Origin of the sequence: uncultured Campylobacter sp. (genome assembly GCF_938045625.1) — a bacterium.
Lineage (GTDB): Bacteria > Campylobacterota > Campylobacteria > Campylobacterales > Campylobacteraceae > Campylobacter_A.
In genome coordinates this window covers 1-21708 of sequence record NZ_CALIAV010000050.1, presented here as the reverse complement: position 1 = coordinate 21708, position 21708 = coordinate 1, and the positions used below count along the sequence as shown (strand labels likewise).

Below are 21708 nucleotides of genomic sequence, written 5' to 3'. Positions count from 1 at the left end.
TTAGATTTATGAAATTTAACGGCAATTTTATCCAAATAAACGTTAAAAGTTTTTTAAGCTTACCTCAAATTTCGACCAAATTTTAGCTTTTTTGTCAAATTTAGCTCAAATTTTGACGTCGTTTTTTAAAATCAGCACTCACGCGAAAAATCTATCGTAAACAAGCTTTAGTATCGTCGCGCCCACGACGGCCAAAAACACGACTCTAACAAATTTAACATCCTTTTTCATGACCATATTTGAGCCAAAGTACGCACCTAAAACCTGTCCGACGCCCATCAAAAGCCCGACCGTCCAAAGTATTTGTCCGCCAGAGATGAAAACGGCTAGAGATACGATGTTGCTGGTAAAATTTAGGATTTTCGTATGCGCGACTGATTTTTTCATATTTAGCCCGATGAGCGCAACCATCGCAAACGTCCAAAAACTGCCCGCTCCAGGCCCGAAAAATCCGTCGTAAAAGCCTAAAATTAGGCCAAATATCACGTAAAAGGCTCGTGCGTTCATTCGGGCAGCCCTATCCTCGTCGCCGACTTTTGGCATCAAAAGCGTATAAAGGAAAATCGCTATCAAACAAAACGGGATAATAATGCGCAAAAACTCGGCGCTCAAAAACAAAATAAGCACCGTGCCGACGCACGCGCCGATAAATGTAAAAACAATGCCGATAAAAACTTCGCGGAAATTTATCATGCCTTTTCGGGCGAAATTTAGCGCCGCCGTGAAGCTACCAAAAGTGCCTTGAAGCTTGTTCGTCGCTAGCGCCATGTGAGGCGGTACGCCCATCGCCATGATCGTGGGTAGCGCGATCAGCCCGCCACCGCCGGCTATCGCGTCGGCGAAGCCCGCCACAAACGCCGCCGCGAAAAATATCAAATACGCCGTAACTCCGAAGTCAAAGTCCATTTTCGCCCCCTCAAAAACAAAATCATACTACGAAAAATTTAAAAATTTATAAAATTTGGCTTTTTGTTTTATTGCGGTTAAAATTTAATAAAGCGGCGAGTAAATTTTGTCTATTAGGTTTAAATTTAGCAGTTTGGGTTGCGGCGTATTCTGTAAAATTTGCCGGTACAGTCGGCGATTTTATTTTAAAATTTTGAAATAAATTTCGTAAATTTAGATACCGAAATTTGAGTCAAATTTAATAAGGGTAAATTTGACATAGTTTTTAAAATTTAATTTGTAAAATAGCGCATATAAATTTACATTTAAGAGGTGCGAGGTTAAAAAGAAGGCTATCAAATTTAACGTCTAAAACGCCTTTAGAGCAAATTTAAATCACGTCAAATTTGAGTAAAAAGGAAAATCCGCCGACCGCCAATCGCGGCAAATCGGCGAATGCGGGATTATTTTATAACACCGCAAACCATTCTAGCGCCGCCGCCGCCAAGAGGCTTTGGATGGTCGCTGTGGTTATCACCGCCAACGTGGATCATTAGCGAGTGGCCTTTTAGTTCGTCGATTGTTTTGATTTTTGGAGCTAGCACAGGATAAACCGCGTTACCCTCTGCATCTACGAAAAGCGCAGGCAAATCGCCCTTGTGGCCGTTGTCGTCCCATGCAAAAGAGTGTTTTTTGGTGTCGCTTGGATCCCAGTGACCGCCCGCTTTCATGCCTAGGCCCTTCTCGTTAGCGCCGCAGTCTGCGTTTTGATGCACGTGAAATCCGTGCGCGCCGCCCTCAAGGCCTTTAAGATTCGGGAATAGCGCCACGCCGTAGTTAGTCTCGATCGCTACGACCTCGCCCACGACTGTGTTGCCTTTTTCGCTTAGTTGCTCCATAGTGACTACTAGGTGTTTGCCTGCCTTTGGATCAAAGACTTTTTCCTCGTGCGCAAGGGCGCTAGTAGCGAGTAGGCAGCCTAGAGCCGCGCTAGCTAAAACGATTTTTTTCATTTTTTCTCCTTAAAATGTAATTGCACTGTAACTATAGCCTAAATTTGATTAATTTAGGCTTTAAATTTTACTTAAATTTAATGCGCCGCGATGCCTCAAATTTAGCTCCGTTTCGCGTAAAGCAAAACTCTTCAAATTTACTTTATCTCGCTTAAAATTTGCGCCAGTTCGCCGCTTTGCCCGATGCGGTAGAGCGAGAAGTCGTATTTGATCGGATCGGCTGGGTCAAATTCGCAAAGCTTGTCCGTTAGCTCGCGCACGGCCTTAAAATCATAGCTTTTGCGCGCAATGAGACCCAAATTTAACGAAACTCGGTGCGTATGCACGTCAAGAGGCATGAGGAGCTTGCTTTTTGGCAGGCTTTTAAAGAGCCCAAGGTCGATGTCGCTATCTCGCACCATCCAGCGCAGGAACATATTGTAGCGTTTATACGGGCTTTGCGGCGCTTTTTCGTATGGCTTGCCAAAAAAAAACTCATACCCATCCGAGCGGTAAGGGTTTAACGAGTAAATAAATTTGATGAGTTCGTTTATACCGTCTATCATCGAGCCGCTTTTTTCAAAGCCCGTTCTAACCGCGCTTTCGATATCGCCGTGCTTTTTTAGGCGCGAAAAGGTGATAAAAATCTGCCTCACGTCCTCGCAGCTTTGAAAGCGGTATTTGTGTCGCGTCAAATTTGAAATGATCTCCTCCTCGCTTTTATCTAGCAGCGAAAAGTCGAGAGAATTTAGGAAATTTACGATGAGTTTTGCATTGCCATAGGCAAAAAGCGCGCATATGAGCGATATCTCAGGCGTTTTAAATTTGCTAGCAACTTGGAGCGGATCAGCTGCGGCAAACAGATCTGCATGAGTATTTTTAGAGATTACGTTTTGATCCAGGAGGGTTTTTAAGTCCATTTTTAGCCTTTTTGGACGAGATTTTAAACAAAAAAGGCTAAAAGAAATTTAAATTTATTGCTTTAGCGTGAGCAAGGTATCGAGCATCTTTTCTACGGTCGTGATTATTTTAGCCGCCGCACCGTAACTGCTTTGAAAGCGTATGAGGTTTGTCAGCTCCTCGTTTAAATTTACGCCGCTAACCGACTGGTACTCAGACATAGCAACTTTATGGATAGCTGTATTTGCGTCGTTTAGATCGTTATTTGCTTGAGTCTGGCTGGCTAGATCGGTTGTGATGTAGCGGTAGTAGCCCTCGACGCTCTCTTCTTTGTCCGCATGCTTATCGGAGTAAAATATTATTTTTTTATACTGCATTTGCACCATATCGTTTGCGACTTCATTGTTGCCCGGAGTCGGGTTTGAGTAGGCTTTTAGCTTGTGCGGATTTTCCATCAGCTCGCTTTTTACGCTCATATTTTTCGCGTTTCCGCCCTCAAAAACTCTATTTACCCCGATAATACCCGGGAAATTGGTACCTTTATCGACGAAAGCGACGCTGTATTCGCCGGCATTTCTTTTAGCTGTTACGCCAAACGTGCCTTTGCCCGTCGCCGCGTCATACTGATAGTTTGCCTGAAAATAATCGTCCACGTCGTTTAGCGAATTGTTATCGCCGTTGTCGTCGGTATCTGAGTTAAAGTCACGAACGATAGAGTTGCCGCGAGTATTGTCGTTTATAGTAGTAGAGGCATTTATATTTATCGTTTTGCGAGCGACCTCTTGGCCTTGATTGTTATAAACTACGACGTCAAAGCTACCGTGTTTGATGTCGTCGTTAAAATTCATCAGCGTCCTAGAGTCGCTTAGACCGTCTAGCTCGTCGGTTACGGCGTTTTCTACGGCTGATCTTGCGTAGATATTGTTCGTCTCATTTATGATGCCTTTGGCAAACGTATTTAGGTTGTCGATGTATTTTTGTATGGTTCCGTCCTGAAACTCTCCGCTATCATCCACTCTGCGTCCGCGTAAATCCAGCGCGGCGCCTAGTTTACCGCCCGAGATTCGTCCGTTTAGATCGACCTTTTTACCGTCATCCCTCTCAAAAAATACACCTTTAAAATCGCTCTTGTCGCTTATCCTGTCGACTGTTAGCGGGTGATACGTCGTACCGTCTACGATATTAAATCCTGAAATATTTATCTGATGCTTGGTACCCATATCGGTTACGGTCGGATCGATATTGTTACTTTGTAGCTGCCCTTTAAATACGCTTATACCCGCAAATTTTGACATCGCTAGTTCGAGCTGATCGCGTTTGTCGCGCAGATCGTTTGCTCTAGTAGTGCCGACTGATTCGACGCGCACGATCTCTTTATTTATCTGCGCGATTTGCTTGGCGTATTTGTTGATTTCATTTACGGCGACTTCCACCTGAGAGTCTACATCCTTTTGGATCTTGGTTAGCATATCGTGAGCTTTGCTTATGCTATTTGATAGCGTCGCGGCCGAATTTAGTAGATTTACCTTCTGAGAACCCTCGGTCGGGTTAGAAGCGAGGTTGTTCCATGCATTAAAATAATTTTGCAAATCCCTGCCTATGCCTACGCTTTGTAGATCAGGGAAGCGTTGCGAAATCTCCTCTAAAATTTGCTTTTTGTATTCACTTGATTCTAAATTTATATTTGAAGTGCGAAGCCTAGCAAAAGTAAACTCGTCATGCACGCGTACGACCGTATCGACCTTGGTGCCAGTACCGATGTCGCCCGGCATATCGTGAAAAGGCTCTCTAGCAGACTGCACGACGCGCTGTCTAGTGTAGTGCTCGCTGTCGGCGTTTGTGATGTTGTGTCCTGTCGTAGTGATCTGCGTCTGCGCGGCATCTAGGCCGCTAACTCCGATATGTAAAGACGAAAATATATTAGCCATTTTTTAAACCCTTGTTTTAAATAAACTTTCAGGCGTCAAGCCTTCTTTATCGTAGCTGCCAGACTCGCTTTTAAACATGTTTTTTAGCAAGCTATCAAAAAATTCTTTCACTCCGACGACGTATTTTGCATATTCTTTGTTTTTTGAGTAGAGCTCTTCAAGCTTTGAGCGCATGAGTGCGAGAGATGATTTTACCTCATCGTCAAGGATAGAGCTTAAATTTACCCCGCCGTTTTCCTTCGAGACTCTTAAAAGCTCTTTATCTAGCAGAGATTTTACGGATTCAAATTTTTTAACCAGCTCGTTTTTGCGTTTGACGCTATCATCGACCTTAGTGTGATCGGCTAGTTTTATCTTTTCTATATCTTCCGTAGTTTGAGCGATGAGCTCGTCTAGCACGCCCATCGCCTCATCTAAATATTTTTTAAGCATTTTTGTCCTTTCTTTTTACGCAAGGACAAAAAATCTTATAAAAGCGTATCAGCAATGGCTTTTGCAGTCTTGGACATATCTAGTTTATATGTTCCGTTCGCGATCTGCTCGGCTATCTTTGCGACCTTGCTTTCTTCTTTGCCTTGTGTTTTTTCCATATTTTCGCTCTTTTTTACGTCGTTTGAGCGAGTGATTTGCTGAGGGCTCATACCCAGTTTAGCTCCCAAAGTTCCTATCATTTTCAAGCCTTTTTAGATTTGTTAGAAACTAAATCGGCAAATTCTGAAATTTCTTAAGCCCTTTCTTTCAAATAATTGAATAAAAGTTCGCTAAAGCCTAAATTTCCGCTCAGAGCCTTGCTCATCGTGTCGTTATACATCGAGTGGTAGATCTCGTCTCCGGCATCTTTGCCAAATAGCGGATTTTCATCTTTTAGCGCGATATCCAGCACGCTTTTAACTAAAAACGCCTCAAAAGCGTCGGTTTGCTCTTTTAAAAGCGCATCTTGCTCGCTCTGAGGCTTATCTACACGCCTATTTTCGATTGAGCTAGTGGCAAATTTATTGTAGGAGCTTAAAGCCGCCGAACTGTCTATGTTTAACATTATATTATCTCCAAATTTACATGTATAGCGCCGACGCGTTTTAGATTTTCCATTATCGCGATGATATCGCTAGGCGTCGCGCCCATCTTACTTAGTGCCCTTGCGACGCTAGCTACGGTTGTTTTTTCGCCGCTGATTTTTAGCATATTAGTTAGCGGATCTACCGCTGCGCCGTCTTGCAGATCGATTGTTTGCTGATTTGCCGCCATATCGTCATACGAGCTAGGCTCTATCTTTATCGTGATGTCGCCGTGCGTGATGACGACTGGATCAACGGTGATATTTATACCACTTACTATCGTGCCCGTGCGCTCGTCGATTACGATCTTATCTAGCGCTTTATAATCCACATCCAAATTTAACACCCTAGCTACGAAATCGACCATATTTGCGCCGTTTGGCTTAGCGATCCTGATCGTTCGAGAGTCCACGGCCACCGCGCTATCGCCGCCTACGTTTAAATTTACGGCTCTTTGGATGCTTGAAGCGGTATCAAAATTCGACTCTTTAAGGCTTAAAAATATTGCTTCTTGATTATAGATATCGTAAGCTATTTCGCGCTCCACGATAGCGCCGCTTGGGATCGTGCCCGCGGTTACGTGGTTGCCGCCCTTACTTCCGCCTCCGCGAGACGCGGTTTTACCGCCTATGGTTAGCGAGCCCTGTGCTAGAGCGTAAATGTCGCCGTCCACACCCTTAAGCGGAGTCATCAAAAGCGTTCCGCCCTGAAGGCTCTTTGCGTCGCCGATAGATGAGATCACGACATCAAGCTTATCACCCTGCCTAGCAAACGGCGGTAGCTTTGCGATAACCATTACCGCGGCGGTGTTTTTAGATTTGATGTCGTCGGGCTTTATTTTTACGTTCACGCTTTGAAGCATATTTGAAAGAGACTGGATCGTAAACTCCGAGCTACTACCGTCGCCAGAGCCATTTAGGCCGACGACCAGACCGTATCCGATCAGCTGATTTTCCCTCACGCCAACAACGTTTGCGATGTCTTTTATCTGCGCTGCAAAAGCCGATATAGCAAGGCTTAGCAAGCATGCCGCTAGTTTCATTTTCGTCCTTAAATTTGTATTTTCAAGGACTAAAAGCAATTAGCATTCCAAATTTGACGCAAGAATCTAAGAATAGTAGCTAAGCGAGGTGTTTCCGAATTTTTTAGATTTTAAAAGCGAAAAGGCGCCGATGTTTTCAGGTAAATTTAGATGGCTGGCGTGCTCAAAAGTGATTAGATAAATTTTATCTTTTGGCAAATTTCTCGCCAAATTTACGCACTTTTCATAAACGTCCGCAAAGCCGTCTCTGATATCAAAAGGCGGATCAAGATACAAGACAACGGGCAAATTTTGCCTCGCGACGATGGCGGGAGTAGTGTTAAAAGTATCGCCGTTTACGATTTCCAGCTCATCACCGATAAGTTTAGCGTTTTTTAGCGCGATTTTATAGGCGTTTTTGTCGATTTCTACCGCGTAGGCCTTTGCAGCGCCATTACTTAGCGCTTCTGCAGCCATCAGCGCGCTACCGCCGAAAGCCTCAACAAAAATTTTACCTGCTAGCTCGTAACGAAACGAGTCGAAAAACGAACCTTTGACGATGCTTTTGGTGCTTCTTGTAGTTTGAAGCGAGGGCAAAAGCAGCTTTTTACCTTTAAATTTACCGCTTGAAATCGTGGCGTAGAGATTTTTCAACGAGTTTTCCTTAAAAGCGCGAGTAGCTCTTCTTTAAATTTATCTATTAAATTTGAAACTTCAAGCTCCAAATTTGAGCCATTTTGCGGTGCGGCTTCTTCTTTTATAACAAATGCTGGTGCGTTCGTGCGAGAAGGCGCAATGGGCTCTGAAAACTGAATCGCCGAGTAAAACTCCTCAAGCGCGGAGACAAGGGCCTCTTTGCTAAAAGGGATTTTTAGATGCGGCGAATGCTCGGTGATCACGAAAACGGGCTTTTTGGCCTCTATCTTTTTGTCCGCCACGATAAAGTCGCAATCTTTTCTAGGCGAGATAAAATCCCTCAAAAATAGCCTTAGCGACTCTCCTAGCAAAATACAGTCGCATTCGAACGAAATTTTCACGAATTCTCCTTTTTTCTCGCCTTAATTTAGGCTGGATTTTAACAAATTTATGCGAAAATTTAAATTAAGCAAAAATTTTCCCGAACTGGGCTAAAAAAATTTACAAATTTGACGATATAGAAGCTAGCAAATATTTAAAGGAGAAAATATGGAAATTTTCAAAGTAGCAAGCCAGCCGATGGCAAACGTAGCTACAAGCTCGCACGCACAAAGCTCTACGCAAACCAGAGAGGTCGAAAGGACGCAGATCCAGCAAGATACGACACGCAATCTAACCGAGCAAAACAACGAAACGCTAAGTAAAGAAGTAAAAGAAGCCACCGAAAAGCTAAATAAACAAATGGAAGATCTAGGCACTAGCATACGCTTTGGCTATAACGATAAAATAGGCGCGATGTACGTAAACGTAATGGAGATGAAAACGGGCGAAGTTATTCGCAAAATCCCGACCGAACAGGCAATGAAGCTAAGCGAGTATTTTAAAGAAGCCGTCGGCGTATTATTTGACAAGGAGAGCTAAAATGGCGCTAGGTAAAGTTTCTTCACTAGGCTTTGGAAGCCAAGTTCTAACTCAAGACGTTATAGATAAACTAAAAGCCGCCGACGAAGCGGGTCAGATAAAACCCGTAACTGCTAAAATCACGGCAAATGCGACAAAGCAAAAAGATCTGACCGCTCTAAAAACACTGATCGGCACCTTTCGTTCCTCGGTTTCAGCCCTAGCAGACGATAGCTCATATCAAAAAAGAACCACTAGCTCGGACGGTAAAAGCGCAGATATAAGCGTGAGTGCGGGCGTCGCAGTACAAGATATAGAAATAGACGTTAAACAACTAGCTAAAAAAGACGTTTATCAAAGTACCAAATTTGGCACCTCAAGCTCGTTTATCGGCAAAAATGGAACCTTTGGTATAAAAGTCGGAGACCAAACCTATAAAATCGAGGTTAAAAACTCCACTACACTAGAAGAGCTAGCCGATAAGATCAACGAGGTCACAAACGGCGCCGTTTCGGCAAAAGCGATGAAAGTGGGCGGCGAAGATCCGTATCAGCTTATATTGCAGTCCAAAGAAACCGGCGCAGAAAATAAAGTAGAGATAACAAATGTCGATAGTGACGGCACGGCCCTAACCGGCGCGGACGACGTTTTGCAAAAATTAGGCTGGGATAGCGCAAATATCGCAAACAACAAAATCTCAACGGCACAAGACGCCGAGTTCGTCTACAACGGCATTACGATAAAACGAAGCGGCAACGAGGTAAAAGATCTAAATTTAGGAATGACGATAAAACTAAAAGATACTGGTAAGACGACTTTTAGCGTCAAAGAGGACACGAGCGCGATAAAAGAAAGCATGCAAAGCATGGTAACGGCGTATAATAATCTCGTAAACAACCTAAAAGTCGCTACCGATTATGATTCGGACACTAAAAAATCGGGCACTTTCCAGGGCGTAAGCGAGATAAATACGATAAAATCGACGCTAAATAAAATTTTATTCGGCAATCAGACCTACACGAAAGATAACGTAACAAAGACGGCAAATTTAGCCGACTACGGTCTAAGCCTAAACAAAGAAGGCCTGCTAGAGCTAGATAGCTCAAAACTCGGCAAAAAACTAGATGAGGATTTGCAAAGCGTCCAAAAAATATTTGCCGGCGGCACTACCTACGGCACGGCTCAAGTTCTTAGCTCAAAACCGGTAGACAGCGGCGCACTCACTATCGGTGGCGATGATCTAGTGATAAACGGCAAAAAGATAAATTTAGCCGCTACGCCTGCGTCAAATTCGGCAAAAGAAAACGCGCTAGCGCTGCTAAAAGCCATAAACGACGCCGGAATATCGGGCGTACAAGCGACGCTAACCGCAAACGAAGACGGCATATCGCTAAAAACTACAAACGGTACGGCGATAAGCATAAAGGGTTCTGGAGCGGCGCTAAACGCCGTGGGCTTTAGCGAATCAACCGTAACGCCGAAAAATACGACCGTAAACGGGATATTTGCATCGGCTAAAAAAGCCGTAGATAGACTGATTAACTCAAAAGACGGCTCTTTAACCAAGTATAACCAAAGCCTGATCGACGAGAAAAAGTCGCTGGACTCGGAAAAAGAAAAAACGCAAAAGTCGCTCGATGCAAAATACGCCACGATGGAAGAGCGATTTTTGGCATACGACAAGATCATCAGTAAGCTAAATAGCGAATTTTCGTCGCTAAAATCGATGATCGAAGCCGAATATAATAAAAAATAAAGGTAAATTTATGCAATACAACACTGCACACGCGGCGTATTCGCAAAATACTGTAGGCGGCATCGAGTCGCCTACCAAGCTTATCGAGATGCTTTATGAGGGCGTTTTGAGATTTATTTTTAGAGCTAGAAAAGCAATGCAAGATAACGACGTAGAGAAAAAAGTATATTTCATAAACCGCACGAATGCCATCTTTATCGAGCTTTTAAACTCGCTAGACTACAACCAAGGTAGCATCGCGCACTATCTGAGCGGCCTTTATACGAGGCAGATCCAACTGCTGTCAATGGCAAATATAAACAACGACGAGCAGAGCCTAAACGAGGTCGTGAGTGTAACCAAACAGCTGCTTGAAGCATGGAAAGAGACGACTGGCGCGGGGCAAGCCGATGTGGCTGGATGAGCTAAAAATAGCCGTCGCTAGCAATGACACGGAGGCTATCGCGGCACTAGCTGGCGAGACTCCTAGTAAATTTGACAGCCTAGAGGATGCCCTGCAAGCTCAGGAGCTTCTGGGTGCAGCGATAAATTTGATACAAAAAAACAGAACCGAGCTCGGCAAGGAGCTAGAAAAACTAAAAAACGTAAAAAAATATATAGCGTCGTAAATAATTTCCCAAATTTACGGCGCTTTTTATCTCAAATTCCCTTCTAAATTTTATCCCGCAAAGGTAAAAAATATGGCAAAAAAAGACGTAAAGGACGCATTGCGAAACAAGCTGGGCATGGAGATAGCGGGCGACTTTAGAGTGCTAAAGGAGCATGAATTAGCCAAATTTAACAATGAAACGAAATTTGTCTTTGAAGGCGAGAGCGAGATAGTGCGCGAGTTTTATATCTTTGCAGATACGGGCGCAGGCGATCTTTGGCTAGCCTACTTAAATGACGGCAAGGTCGCTTTTTACGACCACGACGCGGGTTATCTTTGCGCGTCAAATTTGGTTAAATTTGATCTGGATATGACAGGCTGGCTTGATATCGCCGAGATGTTTGGAAAATTTGAAACCATAAACGAGCCAAACGACGAACAAAAATCCAAATTAAAACTAGCCATTAGCGCCCTATGTCCGCAAATTTTAGAAATTTGGGATATTTAAAATCAAATAAAACGCGCCTTGCGCCGTTTCAAACTTAAACCCTGTCCGTAGCCGTCAAATTTAAACCCGATTCCGCCTCGCCAAATTTGATCAAATTTTACTCTGCTATTCGCCGTAAACCTCAGCTTAAATTTACCCAAACCTCTCAAAACATGCCGTCAAGATAGCGGTTTATCACAACCAAACCCACGAATTTAAAAAATCTAAGCTATCTAAATTTGATGAAATAAAAGTAGTAAAAGGCATGGCGATAAGCCGAGTTCTGTCGTGAGTGATTATTTATCTACTCCAAATTTTACAATTTGGCTCTAGCGAAGGGTTTGACATAAGACTCAAAACCATCCCTTCTTGCTGCGAGTTGGGTTTATATAGCCGCCGCGCTTGCACGCCGCGCTGGTGGGCTCTTACCCCGCCGTTTCACCTTTACCGCCGAAGCGGCAGTTTGCTTTCTGTTACACTGTCCCTTGGGTCGCCCCAGCCATCCGTTAGATGGAACTCCGTCTTATTGCAGCTCGGACTTTCCTCTTTTGCCTACGCAAAAGCAATCACTTGCCATACCTTGGGCGCGATTATAGCTTTTTGGGGTTTAAGGATAGCTTGGGCCAAATTTTAAGATTTTTAATACTCGTATATCGAAGTTTCATAGGCACGCAAATTTAACGATCTCGCATCAAATTTGCGCTTAACATAAACGAGATTAAGCCTTCTTTAAAAACTCCGTCTTTAGCACGATGACGCCCATTTTATCGATTTTGCCTTCGATCTCTTTGTCGTCGTCCGTGAGCTTAATGTTTTTTACCATGGTTCCGCGCTTTAGCGTAGCGCCCGCGCCTTTTACTTTTAGGTCTTTGATTAGAGTTACGTTATCTCCGGCGTTTAGTTCGGTACCGTTTGCGTCTTTTGGCATATTTTCTCCTTTAAATTTAGCGCTCATTTTACTAAAAAATAAGCAAAAAGCAAAATCTAAGCCGCTAAATTTAAAAAACAAGTTATAGGCGTCAAATTTACCGCCGTCAAATAAGCTGAAATTTGACAAAAACAAGTCCGTCAAAATTCGCCGCAAACGCGACGAAATCAAAGACTGCGCCAATAAAATTCGGCTTCAAATTTATTCCTCTGTGCAGTCTTTTGCTTTAGATGACCTTACTGGCCCATCTGCTGAAGTCCGGTGCAGCCGATATTATCTCCACCGTCGCACGCCTTTTTATATAAAGCGCGCGCTTTTTCTTCGTCTTTGCGGTCATAAGAATCGTTTTAATATATCATCGCTATATCCCTGCAAGCTCGCGGAAGCGTCTAGCACGCTTGATCTAGTATCTCCGCCGCAGCGTCGACATTACCCATATCTCTAGCCATGACGCCTATTCGTGCGCACGCGGATACGTTATTGGCATTACAAGCTTTTAAGAAAAACTGGGCGGCAGTACCCTGATCCTGCTGAACGCCGTGACCTCTCACGTATGCCAGACCCGCCTCCTCGCAAAGCACGCCACTGCCTAGTTCGCAACCCTTTGACGATGCTTTAAATTTCTCGCTGTGGCGGTCTTCTTGATAAAAATCAAAAGCCTTTTTACACTGCTCGGCGCTACCCTTCCTGGTACTCTTTTGCGGCAGTTACCATCTCCTCGCTATCCCTTGGTCTTTCAGGCGCTTTTAGCATCCTTCTAGGCTTTACCTCCCTACCTACTGCCGAGCAGCAGTCGCTTCTAGAGGGGTCTAGGTCGTAGCACTTATTATAAGCTTCATTGGCCAAGGTTGTATTTTTATTCACTTGCGAGCCGCGTCCGCTCTCGTAGATTTCACCCAGCTCCTTGCAAGCCGAATCATTGCCGCCCTCGTAGCAAGCAGATTTAAAAAGCACCGCCGTGCTTGCATAATTGCCTTGTGCCTTAGCTTTTAACGCTTCGCCGTAGTCAGCAGGCGGATTTGCCTGAGCAAAAGCAGCCAAAATGCCGATCGTCACGGCACTCAAAAGTAGCTTTTTTATGGTGCCTTCCTTAAATAGATTTATAATGAAATTATATCACAAAATAGCATAGGAGCATTAAAAATTAGTAGTTTGATTTTTAAATTTTATGGCAAAATTTGTAGCTAAATTTGAACCAAATTTAGCTACAAAACAAGACTTTAAATTTTAAAATTTAAAGGCAAAAGAAGCCAAAATTTGACCCCTTTGCCATTAAATTTAAATAAGCTTTTTGATGACGTCTAGCACGAGATTGCATTTTGGTACGACAGAGCTAGCGTCCATATACTCGTTTTTAGTGTGCATATTTCCGCCAGTCGGCCCCAGTCCGTCGATCGTCGGGCAGCCCGCCGAGGCCGTGATGTTGCCGTCGCTTAGACCGCCGGCGTCCACCCAGCTCACCTTCGCGCCCGTTTCTTTGGCGACCTCGTCAAAGACCGCTTTGATCCTCGGCAAATTTTGCTCGTCTATCATCGGCGCTTCTTCGTTGATTAGCGTCTTTTTGTGAGTTACGCCGTTTATGAACGGTTTGCTTAGGATTTCGTCCAGCTTTTTGTTAAAAAACTCGACCGAGGAGGCAAATTTATACCTCATCTCGCAGGTCACGCTGGCAAACTCGGGCACTACGTTGTGCGCGGTGCCGCCGTTTGTGATGATGGAGTTAAAGGTATGTCCCGCCGCAAAATCGGTCAGCTTTGATAGCTCAACTACAAAATTTGCCGCCTCAACTACCGCTGAACGGCCCAGCTCGGGGTGGTTGCCAGCGTGCGCGCCCACGCCGTGAAAATCTATCACGTAGGTCATCACGCCTTTTCTAGTCGCCACCATCGAGCCGTCCTCGCGAGCAGGCTCCATCACGAGGCAAAATTTAGACTTTCTCGCGTATTCGCGGATCTTTTCTTTGGCGAAATTCGATCCCGTCTCCTCGTGCGAGTTTAGAAACAAAGCGACGTTGATTTTACTAAGATCAAGCTCCTTGATGACGTAGAGTGATAGCAGCGCGCCGCCCTTATCGTCGATGACGCCTAGCGCGTTTACTCTGCCCTCATTTTGGGTAAAAGGAGTGTTTTGCACCGAACCAACGGGAAAAACCGTATCCATATGCGCGACGAAAAGCACGTCAAATTTCGCCGCGTTCGGGTTGTTTGAGATGAGCAGGCAGTCAGCGACCTTATCGGTTCCGAGAGCGACCTTTTCGTGCTTTAGGCCCAGCGTTTCTGCTTTATTCATAAACCACTTTGCGACGCTGTTTACGCCATCTACGCTAGCCGTCGGACTCTCGATATCTGTTAGCTCCTTTAGCTCGGCTAGATATTGTTTTAGCTCCTCTTGTTTCATAGATAGTCCTTTATACGATGAGGCTCATGACAAACATCGCCAGATAGGCATTTAGGATACATATGCCAAATAGCACCAAGTAGTGCTTACCAGGGATGCCCAGCACGCCTAGTACGCGTCCCATATACTGCACCGTAGAGCCTACAAGCGCCATGCCAGGGATCAGTACTGCGATATCGGGAGCCGTTAGGGTGCCGCCCTGAACTAGCGCCACTAGCACACCCGCAGACCCGCCCCAGCTAAGAAACGCCGCCATGATAACCGCTATCGACTCGCCAGGAAGCCCAAGCGGCAGCATAACGAAGCCAAGATACTTGCCTATGATATCAAGCGCGCCAGAAACCTTTAGGATGTGGATGATCACAAAAGCCATAAGGACGTTTGGGATAGTGTTGTGAACGGCGATATCCCAGCCCTTTCTAGCGCCTTCTACGAAAACATCGGTTAATAATTTATTATTAGCTTGCTCGCTCATACTTCAGTCTCCCCGTCTTTTACGAATTTTTTGACGTAAAGTCTCATCAAATTTGCCCCAAATACCTTAAACACCAAAATAATTCCCAAGCCTGCCGCGATAGATATAGGCGCTAGGGCTCCATTTTTATCAGCTACCGTGAGCAACGGAGCGAAAGACGCTAGGAAATTCGTGATCATCGCACCTGCGCTAAACTGAAACGCGGCAAATATCAAAAGCTCTTTGTGAGTGATCTTGCCGTCTTGGCGTAAAAATTTAGCCGTAGAGCTACCTGCGTCGGTGCTTTGCGTACTAGCTATGAGCGAGATCGAGCAGCAGCCCGGGATACCGATGAGAGGCTTTAGCACGGGAGTTAGCCAACGTGAAGCTGCGTAAAGCGCGTAATATCTCTCAAATATCGCAACAAACCCAAGAGCGAGCATGATCGCTGGAACTAGGCTAAGCGCAAATATAAAACCACCCTTTGCGCTTGTGCCGCCTGCGGTTTTAAACCACTCCGGGAACTGACCGGTTAACTTACCGAAATCAAAGATACCGCCTGCGACATCCTTTAAGAAACCGCCAAAAAAGACGATAGCTAGGATCAAGGCAACGGTGCCGATCGCTAGCTTTTTGCCGTCGTTTGCCTCTTGCATAAAGCCTCCTTAAAAATAAAGTAAATACATAGGTAATATACAGTCGCGAACCTTAGGAGTGAGTAAAAAGGAGATTAAGATAATGAATAATATTTAGTTATTTTAGTTAATGTTACTTTTAGATACTTTGATTTAAAAACAATCAAATTTAATAAAAATAATCATAAATTTGTAGCTTTAATAATACGAGCGCGAGGCATGAGGCAGGCTGGCGATAGAGTTGAAATTTGACAAAAACAAGGCAAGCGGCTCATCTAGTCAAATTTAAACATGGTGAAATTTACATTCTGCTTGCAGTTGCGAGCAGAGCGAAGCAAAAATCATTTAAAATAGCGAGAGACGAGCCGCTTATTCTAAATCATTCAAAAATATTTTTGTGTAAGATTTCCTCCAGCACCACCGTCGCGTAGCTGCCTTTTTGTAGCGTGAAATTTATCGTAAAGTGCGCCTTTTCCTCGTTGTATTTATAGCTCGCGTCCTCCAAATAGCACCACGCAAAGCGCCTAGATCCCGTCATTTTAGCTTTATATTCATTTGCCTGCGCGAAAATTTGATCCTCGACCATTCTCGCCGCGCCCTGCGCCTCATACGCCTTCGCGCCCGCGATCAGTCCGCAGCTAGTGATATCCCTAACGTCAAAGCGCGCGCCCTCCGCGTCCAAATCCTCGCATAAAAAGCACTTGCCGTGCGGGTAATGCCCCAAAACTTCGCCCTCAATAAGCTTAAAGAATCTCTTTTGCGATTTTAATTTTTTCAAATTTTCGCCGCCCAGATACGGGTAAATTTGAGCTAGCTCGCCTAGGCTAAAATCCTGCGCAAATCTCGAAATTTCAACGCGCTTGCTAAGCCAGCGGTTAAAAAGATCGCTTTGATATGCCGAGATCAAAAAGTCGTTTAGCTTTGGATTTTTGCTCTTTTTGCCGTTTACGGTGCCAGATTTTAGCAGCTCCAGCCCGCTTTGCGCGTTATCGCCGTATTTGCCGAAGCGCTGATAGCCAAAGTAGTTAGCATAGCCCGTCTCACCCACGTTTCGCACGGCTTGTTCCAGCTTTGCCGCTTCGCTAGGCATCACTTTTTTTAGGCGGATGAAAAAACTATTGCCCCTTAAATGCCCGATACGAAGCTTATTATCGTGCGCGGCGAGGCTTAAAATTTTCATCTTTTCGTGGCTAAAATTTGCAAGAGCCGCCTCAAATTTACGCGGCATCGAGATAAACTGCGTCGTCATGCCTTGCTTGTCTTTTAGCCCCGCGTAGCCAAAATCCCGCATCTTTACGCCGCTTATTTCGCTTAGCGCATGCAAGGCCTCCTGCGTCGTCATATCTTTTTTGCAAATTTCGATTATCAGGTGCTCGCCCTGCCCGCTAAATGCGTAAAGCGGGATCTCGCGCACCACAAAATCGTCCGAGTTTTTACTAAAATACGCGTTAATGGGCGCGTGAGTGAGCGCGTAAAGAGGCTTAAAAATGGTGGTTTCTTGCATTGCTTTTAAATTTTCCTTTCGTGATTTTGGCAAAGATCGTGATTTTCGTGCGGGTTTTGCGAGCTAGGCTTAAGATTTTGGCGCAGTTTTTCGGACTAAACGTAAATAAAATCTCGTATTCCTCGCCGCTATTTAGCTCGCGTTTGCTTAGCCGTTTGCTAAATTTCGCCCCGCAACGACTCTGTGCGCAAAGCTTGGCCAGATCTGCGCCAAGCCCGTCTGAGACGTCCATGGCGGCGTTTATCTTATCCGCTGCGGCGTAGAAAAATTTATCCTTTAAAACAGGCCTTTTAAAACGAGAATTTGACGCGACCCGTCCGCCGTTTAAAAGCGTCCTAAGCCCTTTTAGACTGCCTCCAAGCTCACCCGTAAAAGCAACCAGATCGCCCTTTTTCGCTCCGCTTCGTAATACCGCCTTGCCGCAAAGCCGCGAGATAACGGTAACGCTAAGTAAAATTTTATCGCTGCCGATCGTGTCGCCGCCGATGATAGTCACGCCGTACTCGTCGCAAACGTCCGCAAATCCTTTACGCAAAGCCGAGATCTGCGCCGCGCTCGTGTTTTTGGGCAACCCAAGTCCAAGAAGCGCAAATTTAGGCTCGGCGTTCATCGCGACGGCATCGGAGAGATTTACCAGCATCGCCTTGCGCGCGATCTCCTCCATACTAAGCCAGCCTGCCAGGAAGTGCGTCCCCTCGCAAAAAAGATCCTTACTATACACCCACTCTCCACGCTCATGCGCCACTACAGCACCATCGTCGCCGATGAAGGAGTTGCTAAATTTATCGATTATTAGGCGTTCTTTATCCATTTTGCGATTTTATAAAATTCGGGCTAAAAAGGCGCTTGAAAAACGAATTTATTTAGGCGGCTTGGCAAATTTAACCTCTCAAATTTGCCGAGTTTAAAATCTATCCGAAAATCTCAAATTTGCTAAACAGCCCTGGTTCGTCTTTTACTATGCCGCGCCTAACGAGATCAACTATGACTTCGCGGTCGCAGTCGGTTTGCAGCGGCCAGCCGCGCGTATAGCCCTCGGCCTCGCCTTTTGCGGTGGCGTCGATGCAGACCGCGCCCTCACGCACGTAGATATCGCGCAGAGCGTCGATGTTATTTGTCACTCGCCAAAGCAGCATATACGGATTTTCCAGGCGGTTTTCGCAACCTACGAAAGCAAGTAGTTTAAAGTACTCTTTAAATTTCAAAAGCTCATCAAAAACCTCTTTTACGAGGCGGTTTTTATCAAATTTGACGACGCAAATCGGCGTTTTGGTGTTTGTTTTAAACTGCGCTAGCTGCGTTAAATTTGGCTCTACTTCTTTAAATTTAGCCAGCAGCGCGGCATCATCCAAAAGCGTAGGCGCAGGCGTAGAAAAATCCTGCGTCGCGTCGATTCCGAGCTTACCGCCAAAGCAAGAATTTGGGCTCGCGTGATCGAGCTGGTCGCACACGCCCTCGCTGATTAGCAGGCTTTTGTCGCCGAAGCGGTTTAAAATATGCTCCGTAAGCGCGTCATAATCGCTCAAATTTGGCGCATCCTCGCCGACGAAAACCGCGTGTTTGACGAAGCTCATCTGCCCCACGCCCCAAAACGCGTGCATCGCCTGCTTTGCGTGCGCCGGATAAAGGGCGTTAAGTTTAGCTAGGATCAGGTTATGAAAGACGCCGTTTTCAGGCATGTTGTAGTCCAGAAGCTCCGGCACCGTCGTACGCAAAAGCGGCAAGAAAATGCGCTCGGTCGCCCAGCCCATGTACTTATCCTCAAGCGGCGGCTTGCCGACCACGGTCGCGTGAAACAGGGGCTCGCGCTTGCTAGTTATCGCCGTGATCTCCATCACCGGAAACGGCTCCACCGGCGTATAAAAGCCCGTGTGATCGCCAAACGGCCCCTCGAGCTCAAATTTATCCGCATCTACAAAGCCCTCGATCACATAATCCGCGTCGTGCGGAACGTAAATTTCATTCGTCAGCGACTTTACGAGTTTGGCCGGCTCTTTGCGGATAAAGCCGTAAAGCAGTAGCTCAAACACGCCTTTTGGTAGCGGCGCCTGACCGCACCAGATGTAGAGCGGATCGCCCCCTATTGCCACGGATACGGGCATCTTGCGGCCAGCGCGCTTGTATTCGTTAAAGAAATTCGCGCCGTCTTTGTGGATCTGCCAGTGCATGCCGAGGCGATTTTTATCGTAAATTTGCAGTCGGTACATGCCGACGTTTTGCAGCTCGCCGTCTAAACTCTGCGTGTAAACCTGCCCCATCGTGATAAAGGCGCCTCCGTCAAGCGGCCACGTTTTTAGCACGGGAAGCGAGAATAGATCGACGTCATCGCCCATGAATTTGACCTGCTGGCACTCGCCCTCGCCTTTTAATCTTTTCGTGAAAATTTTTCTCATCTCAAACAAATACGCGGCAAAATTTAGCTTTTCGCCAAAGCTTTTAGGCTTTTTAGGTTTTAAAAGCCGCTCGATCTCGCTTGCGATCTCGTCTGGCTCGCGTCCAAAAATAAGCTCTAAAGCGCGCTTTGAGCCGTAGATGTTTGTTAGCACGGGGGCAAATTTGCGTCCGGTTTTTTTACAGACAGGATTTGTAAAAAGCAGCGCCTGCGAGTTTTCGCGCTTGACCTCGATGTAGCTCGCGTGAGCGATCTCCAGATCGATATCCGCGGGCTCATCTATGACGCGCAGCAGGCCATTATCTTTTAGAAGCTTGATGTAGTCCATATTTTTCCTTAATAATTTATATCCGAACAAGCCGTTTTTGAAGCTAAAATTTTGGCTGCGTTTGAGTCAAATTTGTAAACATTTTGAGCCAAAAACACAACTTTAACTGCCGAAAAATTAGTAAAATCGTAAAAATTATCGGTTTTGGCGGATACGCTAATTTAACGCCGACTTAGCAAAAATTTGATCTCTTACAACCTCTAACCAAAAGCGCATGGCGCTAAATTTGCAGCGTTAAGGCAAGCAAAAAGTGAAAATCGGCTAGGGTTGCCTCCATCGGTCTAAGTCGTCTTAAAAAGATACCATTTTGAGTTTGGAGAGAGCCGTTCTAGCATTATAAACTCGCTCGGACTCATCTGCGGCAGATCGGGTTCGTTTTCCACGCGCATAAAACCCACTACGTTATCCGTTACGCCGCCGATAATAAGCTCAAAAACCCCGCCGTCGTACGCCGCATGAGATAGGTGTAATCGCTTTACGGCTTCGTTTGCCGCCGCTTCGTCCTTTTGATATAGCGCAAACAGCTCTTCAAATTTCGCCTCGTTTTCGCGTCCGAATTTTAGCAATGCATTATCGCTTGCCAAAATCAGCCTTAAATTTTCTATATCCCCGCCCATTGCTCTAAGTTGCGCCTTTTCCGCCTCGCTCGCAGTCTCATAGCCCCTTATCATCGCCTCTATAATGCCAGTTTGAGCGAGAGATCTAAGCGCATAAATACCGTCTTTTTTAGCAAAAATGTATAGATCAAGGGATGCGCCGTTTTTAGAAGCGAGCCAAACGCGAAATATCCCGCTAAATTCGCTGCTGTAGCCGAGTTTGGCGACTTTGATTTCGTCAAATTTGTCGGGCGAGTAAAAATTATTTTTTAGGCGATCTCGCATCTCGCCTTTAAAATAGGCGTTTTTATCGAAATTTTTATCGATAAATAGCGAATAAATAAGCTCTAAATCTACCTGTGCAAAAAGCGCGGACGTCAAGAACACTAAAATAAGCGCTTTTCTCATATGTTCGCCATCTCCTCGGCGCGTTTTAGCAGCTCTTTTGCGCCCCTGCCGATAAATATCCGTCCAAGCTCGGCGCCCACGCTTTTCCACTCGCTTTTTTGCGCGACGATGTTTTCGCGTATGCTCTCGCTACCGTCCGGCAGTCCCACGACCGCGCGTATCTCGATCTTATCGCCGTTTAAATTTGCATTTACGCCGATAGGCACCTGGCAGCCGCCCTCTAGCATCGCGACGAAATCACGCTCCACAGTTGTTTCAATGACGGCCTTTTCATCTTTTAAAAACTCTATCAAATTTAAAATTTCAGCGTCATCTCTAGCCTCGATACCAAGCGCCCCTTGCCCCATCGCGGGCACCATCTGATCTAGCTCAAACGGCACTATATGCGCGACTTCGAAGAGTAAATTTAAGCGGTTCACGCCCGCCATCGCTAGGATAATCGCGTCAAATTCGCCCTCTTTTAGCTTGCGCAAACGAGTTTGGACGTTGCCTCGTAGCGAGATTATCTCAAGGTCCGGACGCATCGCCAAAAGCTGCATTTTGCGGCGCAGGCTCGTCGTACCCACGCGCGCGCCCACGGGCAGATCCTCAAATTTAGCGCATTTTTCGCTTAGCATCGCGTCCCTCACGTCCTCGCGCGAGCAGATCGCGGCCAGCACCAGCCCCTCTGGAAAAACGACAGGCACGTCTTTTAGACTATGCACGGCGATGTGCGTTTCGCCGCTTAGCATACTATCTTCCAGCTCTTTTGTAAACAGCCCCTTGCCGCCGATCTTTGCTAGCGGGGTATCTAGGATCACGTCACCTTTGGTTTTCATGCCCGTTAGCTCGACTGCAAGCTCCGGGTAGCGGGCTAGAATTTTATCCCTGATATGCTCGCTTTGCCACATAGCCAGCACGCTTTTTCTTGTTGCGAT

General features: G+C 45.7%; 26 protein-coding genes and 1 other RNA gene. 5 read left to right on the top strand and 22 right to left on the bottom strand.

Annotated features, from left to right (window positions below; all coding sequences use genetic code 11):
* Nucleotides 1–138: 138 nt before the first annotated feature.
* The 10 genes from Q0386_RS04915 to Q0386_RS04870 all read right to left on the bottom strand — a co-directional run bounded on the left by Q0386_RS04915 (nt 139) and on the right by Q0386_RS04870 (nt 7818).
* Nucleotides 139–906: a TSUP family transporter gene (locus Q0386_RS04915; protein ID WP_299027892.1), complete on the bottom strand. Its 768-nt coding sequence runs from the start codon at nt 904–906 to the stop codon at nt 139–141.
* A 443-nt stretch (nt 907–1349) separates the two neighbouring features.
* Nucleotides 1350–1898: a superoxide dismutase family protein gene (locus tag Q0386_RS04910; protein WP_009495991.1), complete on the bottom strand. Its 549-nt coding sequence runs from the start codon at nt 1896–1898 to the stop codon at nt 1350–1352.
* Nucleotides 1899–2035: 137 nt separating this feature from the next.
* Nucleotides 2036–2797, bottom strand: a complete 762-nt coding sequence (locus Q0386_RS04905; protein WP_299027888.1) for a TIGR02757 family protein — start codon at nt 2795–2797, stop codon at nt 2036–2038.
* 54 nt (nt 2798–2851) lie between these two features.
* Nucleotides 2852–4705 (bottom strand): flagellar hook-associated protein FlgK, encoded by a 1854-nt coding sequence (flgK, locus tag Q0386_RS04900; RefSeq protein WP_299027885.1) that lies wholly within the window; start codon nt 4703–4705, stop codon nt 2852–2854.
* A gap of 3 nt (nt 4706–4708) precedes the next feature.
* Nucleotides 4709–5137 (bottom strand): flagellar export chaperone FlgN, encoded by a 429-nt coding sequence (flgN, locus tag Q0386_RS04895; RefSeq protein WP_299027882.1) that lies wholly within the window; start codon nt 5135–5137, stop codon nt 4709–4711.
* 35 nt (nt 5138–5172) lie between these two features.
* Nucleotides 5173–5376, bottom strand: a complete 204-nt coding sequence (locus Q0386_RS04890; protein ID WP_002953309.1) for a flagellar biosynthesis anti-sigma factor FlgM — start codon at nt 5374–5376, stop codon at nt 5173–5175.
* 53 nt (nt 5377–5429) lie between these two features.
* Nucleotides 5430–5741 (bottom strand): rod-binding protein, encoded by a 312-nt coding sequence (locus Q0386_RS04885; RefSeq protein ID WP_299027879.1) that lies wholly within the window; start codon nt 5739–5741, stop codon nt 5430–5432.
* A complete protein-coding gene (locus Q0386_RS04880; RefSeq protein ID WP_299027876.1) occupies nt 5741–6802 on the bottom strand; it encodes a flagellar basal body P-ring protein FlgI in 1062 nt (353 codons plus the stop codon). Before Q0386_RS04880 ends, Q0386_RS04885 begins: the two co-directional genes overlap by 1 nt.
* Nucleotides 6803–6868: 66 nt before the next feature.
* Entirely contained in the window at nt 6869–7435 is a 567-nt protein-coding gene (gene rsmD / locus Q0386_RS04875) for a 16S rRNA (guanine(966)-N(2))-methyltransferase RsmD (RefSeq protein WP_299027873.1), read from the bottom strand.
* Entirely contained in the window at nt 7432–7818 is a 387-nt protein-coding gene (locus Q0386_RS04870; RefSeq protein ID WP_299027869.1) for a hypothetical protein, read from the bottom strand. The genes rsmD and Q0386_RS04870 overlap by 4 nt, the downstream gene beginning before the upstream one ends.
* Nucleotides 7819–7966: 148 nt before the next feature.
* Between Q0386_RS04870 and Q0386_RS04865 the strand changes: the two genes are divergently transcribed.
* The 5 genes from Q0386_RS04865 (at nt 7967) to Q0386_RS04845 (ending at nt 11170) form a co-directional block, all read left to right on the top strand.
* Nucleotides 7967–8338, top strand: a complete 372-nt coding sequence (locus Q0386_RS04865; RefSeq protein WP_009495999.1) for a FlaG family protein — start codon at nt 7967–7969, stop codon at nt 8336–8338.
* Between the two features lies 1 nt (nt 8339).
* A complete protein-coding gene (gene fliD / locus Q0386_RS04860) occupies nt 8340–10073 on the top strand; it encodes a flagellar filament capping protein FliD (protein ID WP_299027865.1) in 1734 nt (577 codons plus the stop codon).
* Nucleotides 10074–10083: 10 nt separating this feature from the next.
* Complete coding sequence (fliS, locus tag Q0386_RS04855; RefSeq protein WP_299027862.1) at nt 10084–10476, top strand: flagellar export chaperone FliS; 393 nt, start codon at nt 10084–10086, stop codon at nt 10474–10476.
* Complete coding sequence (locus Q0386_RS04850; protein ID WP_299027859.1) at nt 10463–10681, top strand: hypothetical protein; 219 nt, start codon at nt 10463–10465, stop codon at nt 10679–10681. Before fliS ends, Q0386_RS04850 begins: the two co-directional genes overlap by 14 nt.
* A 72-nt stretch (nt 10682–10753) precedes the next feature.
* Entirely contained in the window at nt 10754–11170 is a 417-nt protein-coding gene (locus Q0386_RS04845) for a hypothetical protein (protein WP_299027857.1), read from the top strand.
* 235 nt (nt 11171–11405) lie between these two features.
* Here Q0386_RS04845 and rnpB read toward each other — a convergent pair.
* The 12 genes from rnpB to hemC form a co-directional block, all read right to left on the bottom strand.
* An RNA gene (rnpB, locus tag Q0386_RS04840) (RNase P RNA component class A) lies at nt 11406–11731 on the bottom strand.
* Nucleotides 11732–11867: 136 nt separating this feature from the next.
* The gene (locus Q0386_RS04835; RefSeq protein ID WP_185898507.1) at nt 11868–12077 is read right to left on the bottom strand and encodes an alkylphosphonate utilization protein; all 210 of its coding nucleotides are present in this window, start codon (nt 12075–12077) and stop codon (nt 11868–11870) included.
* A gap of 389 nt (nt 12078–12466) precedes the next feature.
* Nucleotides 12467–12658, bottom strand: a complete 192-nt coding sequence (locus tag Q0386_RS04830) for a hypothetical protein (protein WP_299027854.1) — start codon at nt 12656–12658, stop codon at nt 12467–12469.
* A 97-nt stretch (nt 12659–12755) separates the two neighbouring features.
* Nucleotides 12756–13142 (bottom strand): hypothetical protein, encoded by a 387-nt coding sequence (locus Q0386_RS04825; protein WP_299027850.1) that lies wholly within the window; start codon nt 13140–13142, stop codon nt 12756–12758.
* A gap of 213 nt (nt 13143–13355) precedes the next feature.
* On the bottom strand, nt 13356–14474 hold the full coding sequence (locus Q0386_RS04820; RefSeq protein ID WP_299027846.1) for a M20/M25/M40 family metallo-hydrolase: 1119 nt from the start codon (nt 14472–14474) through the stop codon (nt 13356–13358).
* A gap of 10 nt (nt 14475–14484) precedes the next feature.
* Nucleotides 14485–14949 (bottom strand): YjiG family protein, encoded by a 465-nt coding sequence (locus Q0386_RS04815; RefSeq protein WP_002950687.1) that lies wholly within the window; start codon nt 14947–14949, stop codon nt 14485–14487.
* Nucleotides 14946–15584, bottom strand: a complete 639-nt coding sequence (locus tag Q0386_RS04810; RefSeq protein ID WP_297937141.1) for a nucleoside recognition domain-containing protein — start codon at nt 15582–15584, stop codon at nt 14946–14948. Before Q0386_RS04810 ends, Q0386_RS04815 begins: the two co-directional genes overlap by 4 nt.
* A 358-nt stretch (nt 15585–15942) precedes the next feature.
* On the bottom strand, nt 15943–17067 hold the full coding sequence (gene truD / locus Q0386_RS04805; RefSeq protein ID WP_299027841.1) for a tRNA pseudouridine(13) synthase TruD: 1125 nt from the start codon (nt 17065–17067) through the stop codon (nt 15943–15945).
* Nucleotides 17045–17878: a thiamine-phosphate kinase gene (locus Q0386_RS04800; protein ID WP_299027838.1), complete on the bottom strand. Its 834-nt coding sequence runs from the start codon at nt 17876–17878 to the stop codon at nt 17045–17047. Before Q0386_RS04800 ends, truD begins: the two co-directional genes overlap by 23 nt.
* 100 nt (nt 17879–17978) lie before the next feature.
* Nucleotides 17979–19787, bottom strand: coding sequence for a menaquinone biosynthesis decarboxylase (locus Q0386_RS04795; RefSeq protein WP_299027835.1), 1809 nt, complete (start codon nt 19785–19787; stop codon nt 17979–17981).
* A 281-nt stretch (nt 19788–20068) separates the two neighbouring features.
* Nucleotides 20069–20791, bottom strand: coding sequence for a hypothetical protein (locus Q0386_RS04790; RefSeq protein WP_299027831.1), 723 nt, complete (start codon nt 20789–20791; stop codon nt 20069–20071).
* Nucleotides 20788–21708 (bottom strand): hydroxymethylbilane synthase (gene hemC / locus Q0386_RS04785; RefSeq protein WP_299027827.1); only part of this gene is annotated, 921 nt, incomplete at its 5' end. The genes hemC and Q0386_RS04790, both read right to left, overlap by 4 nt.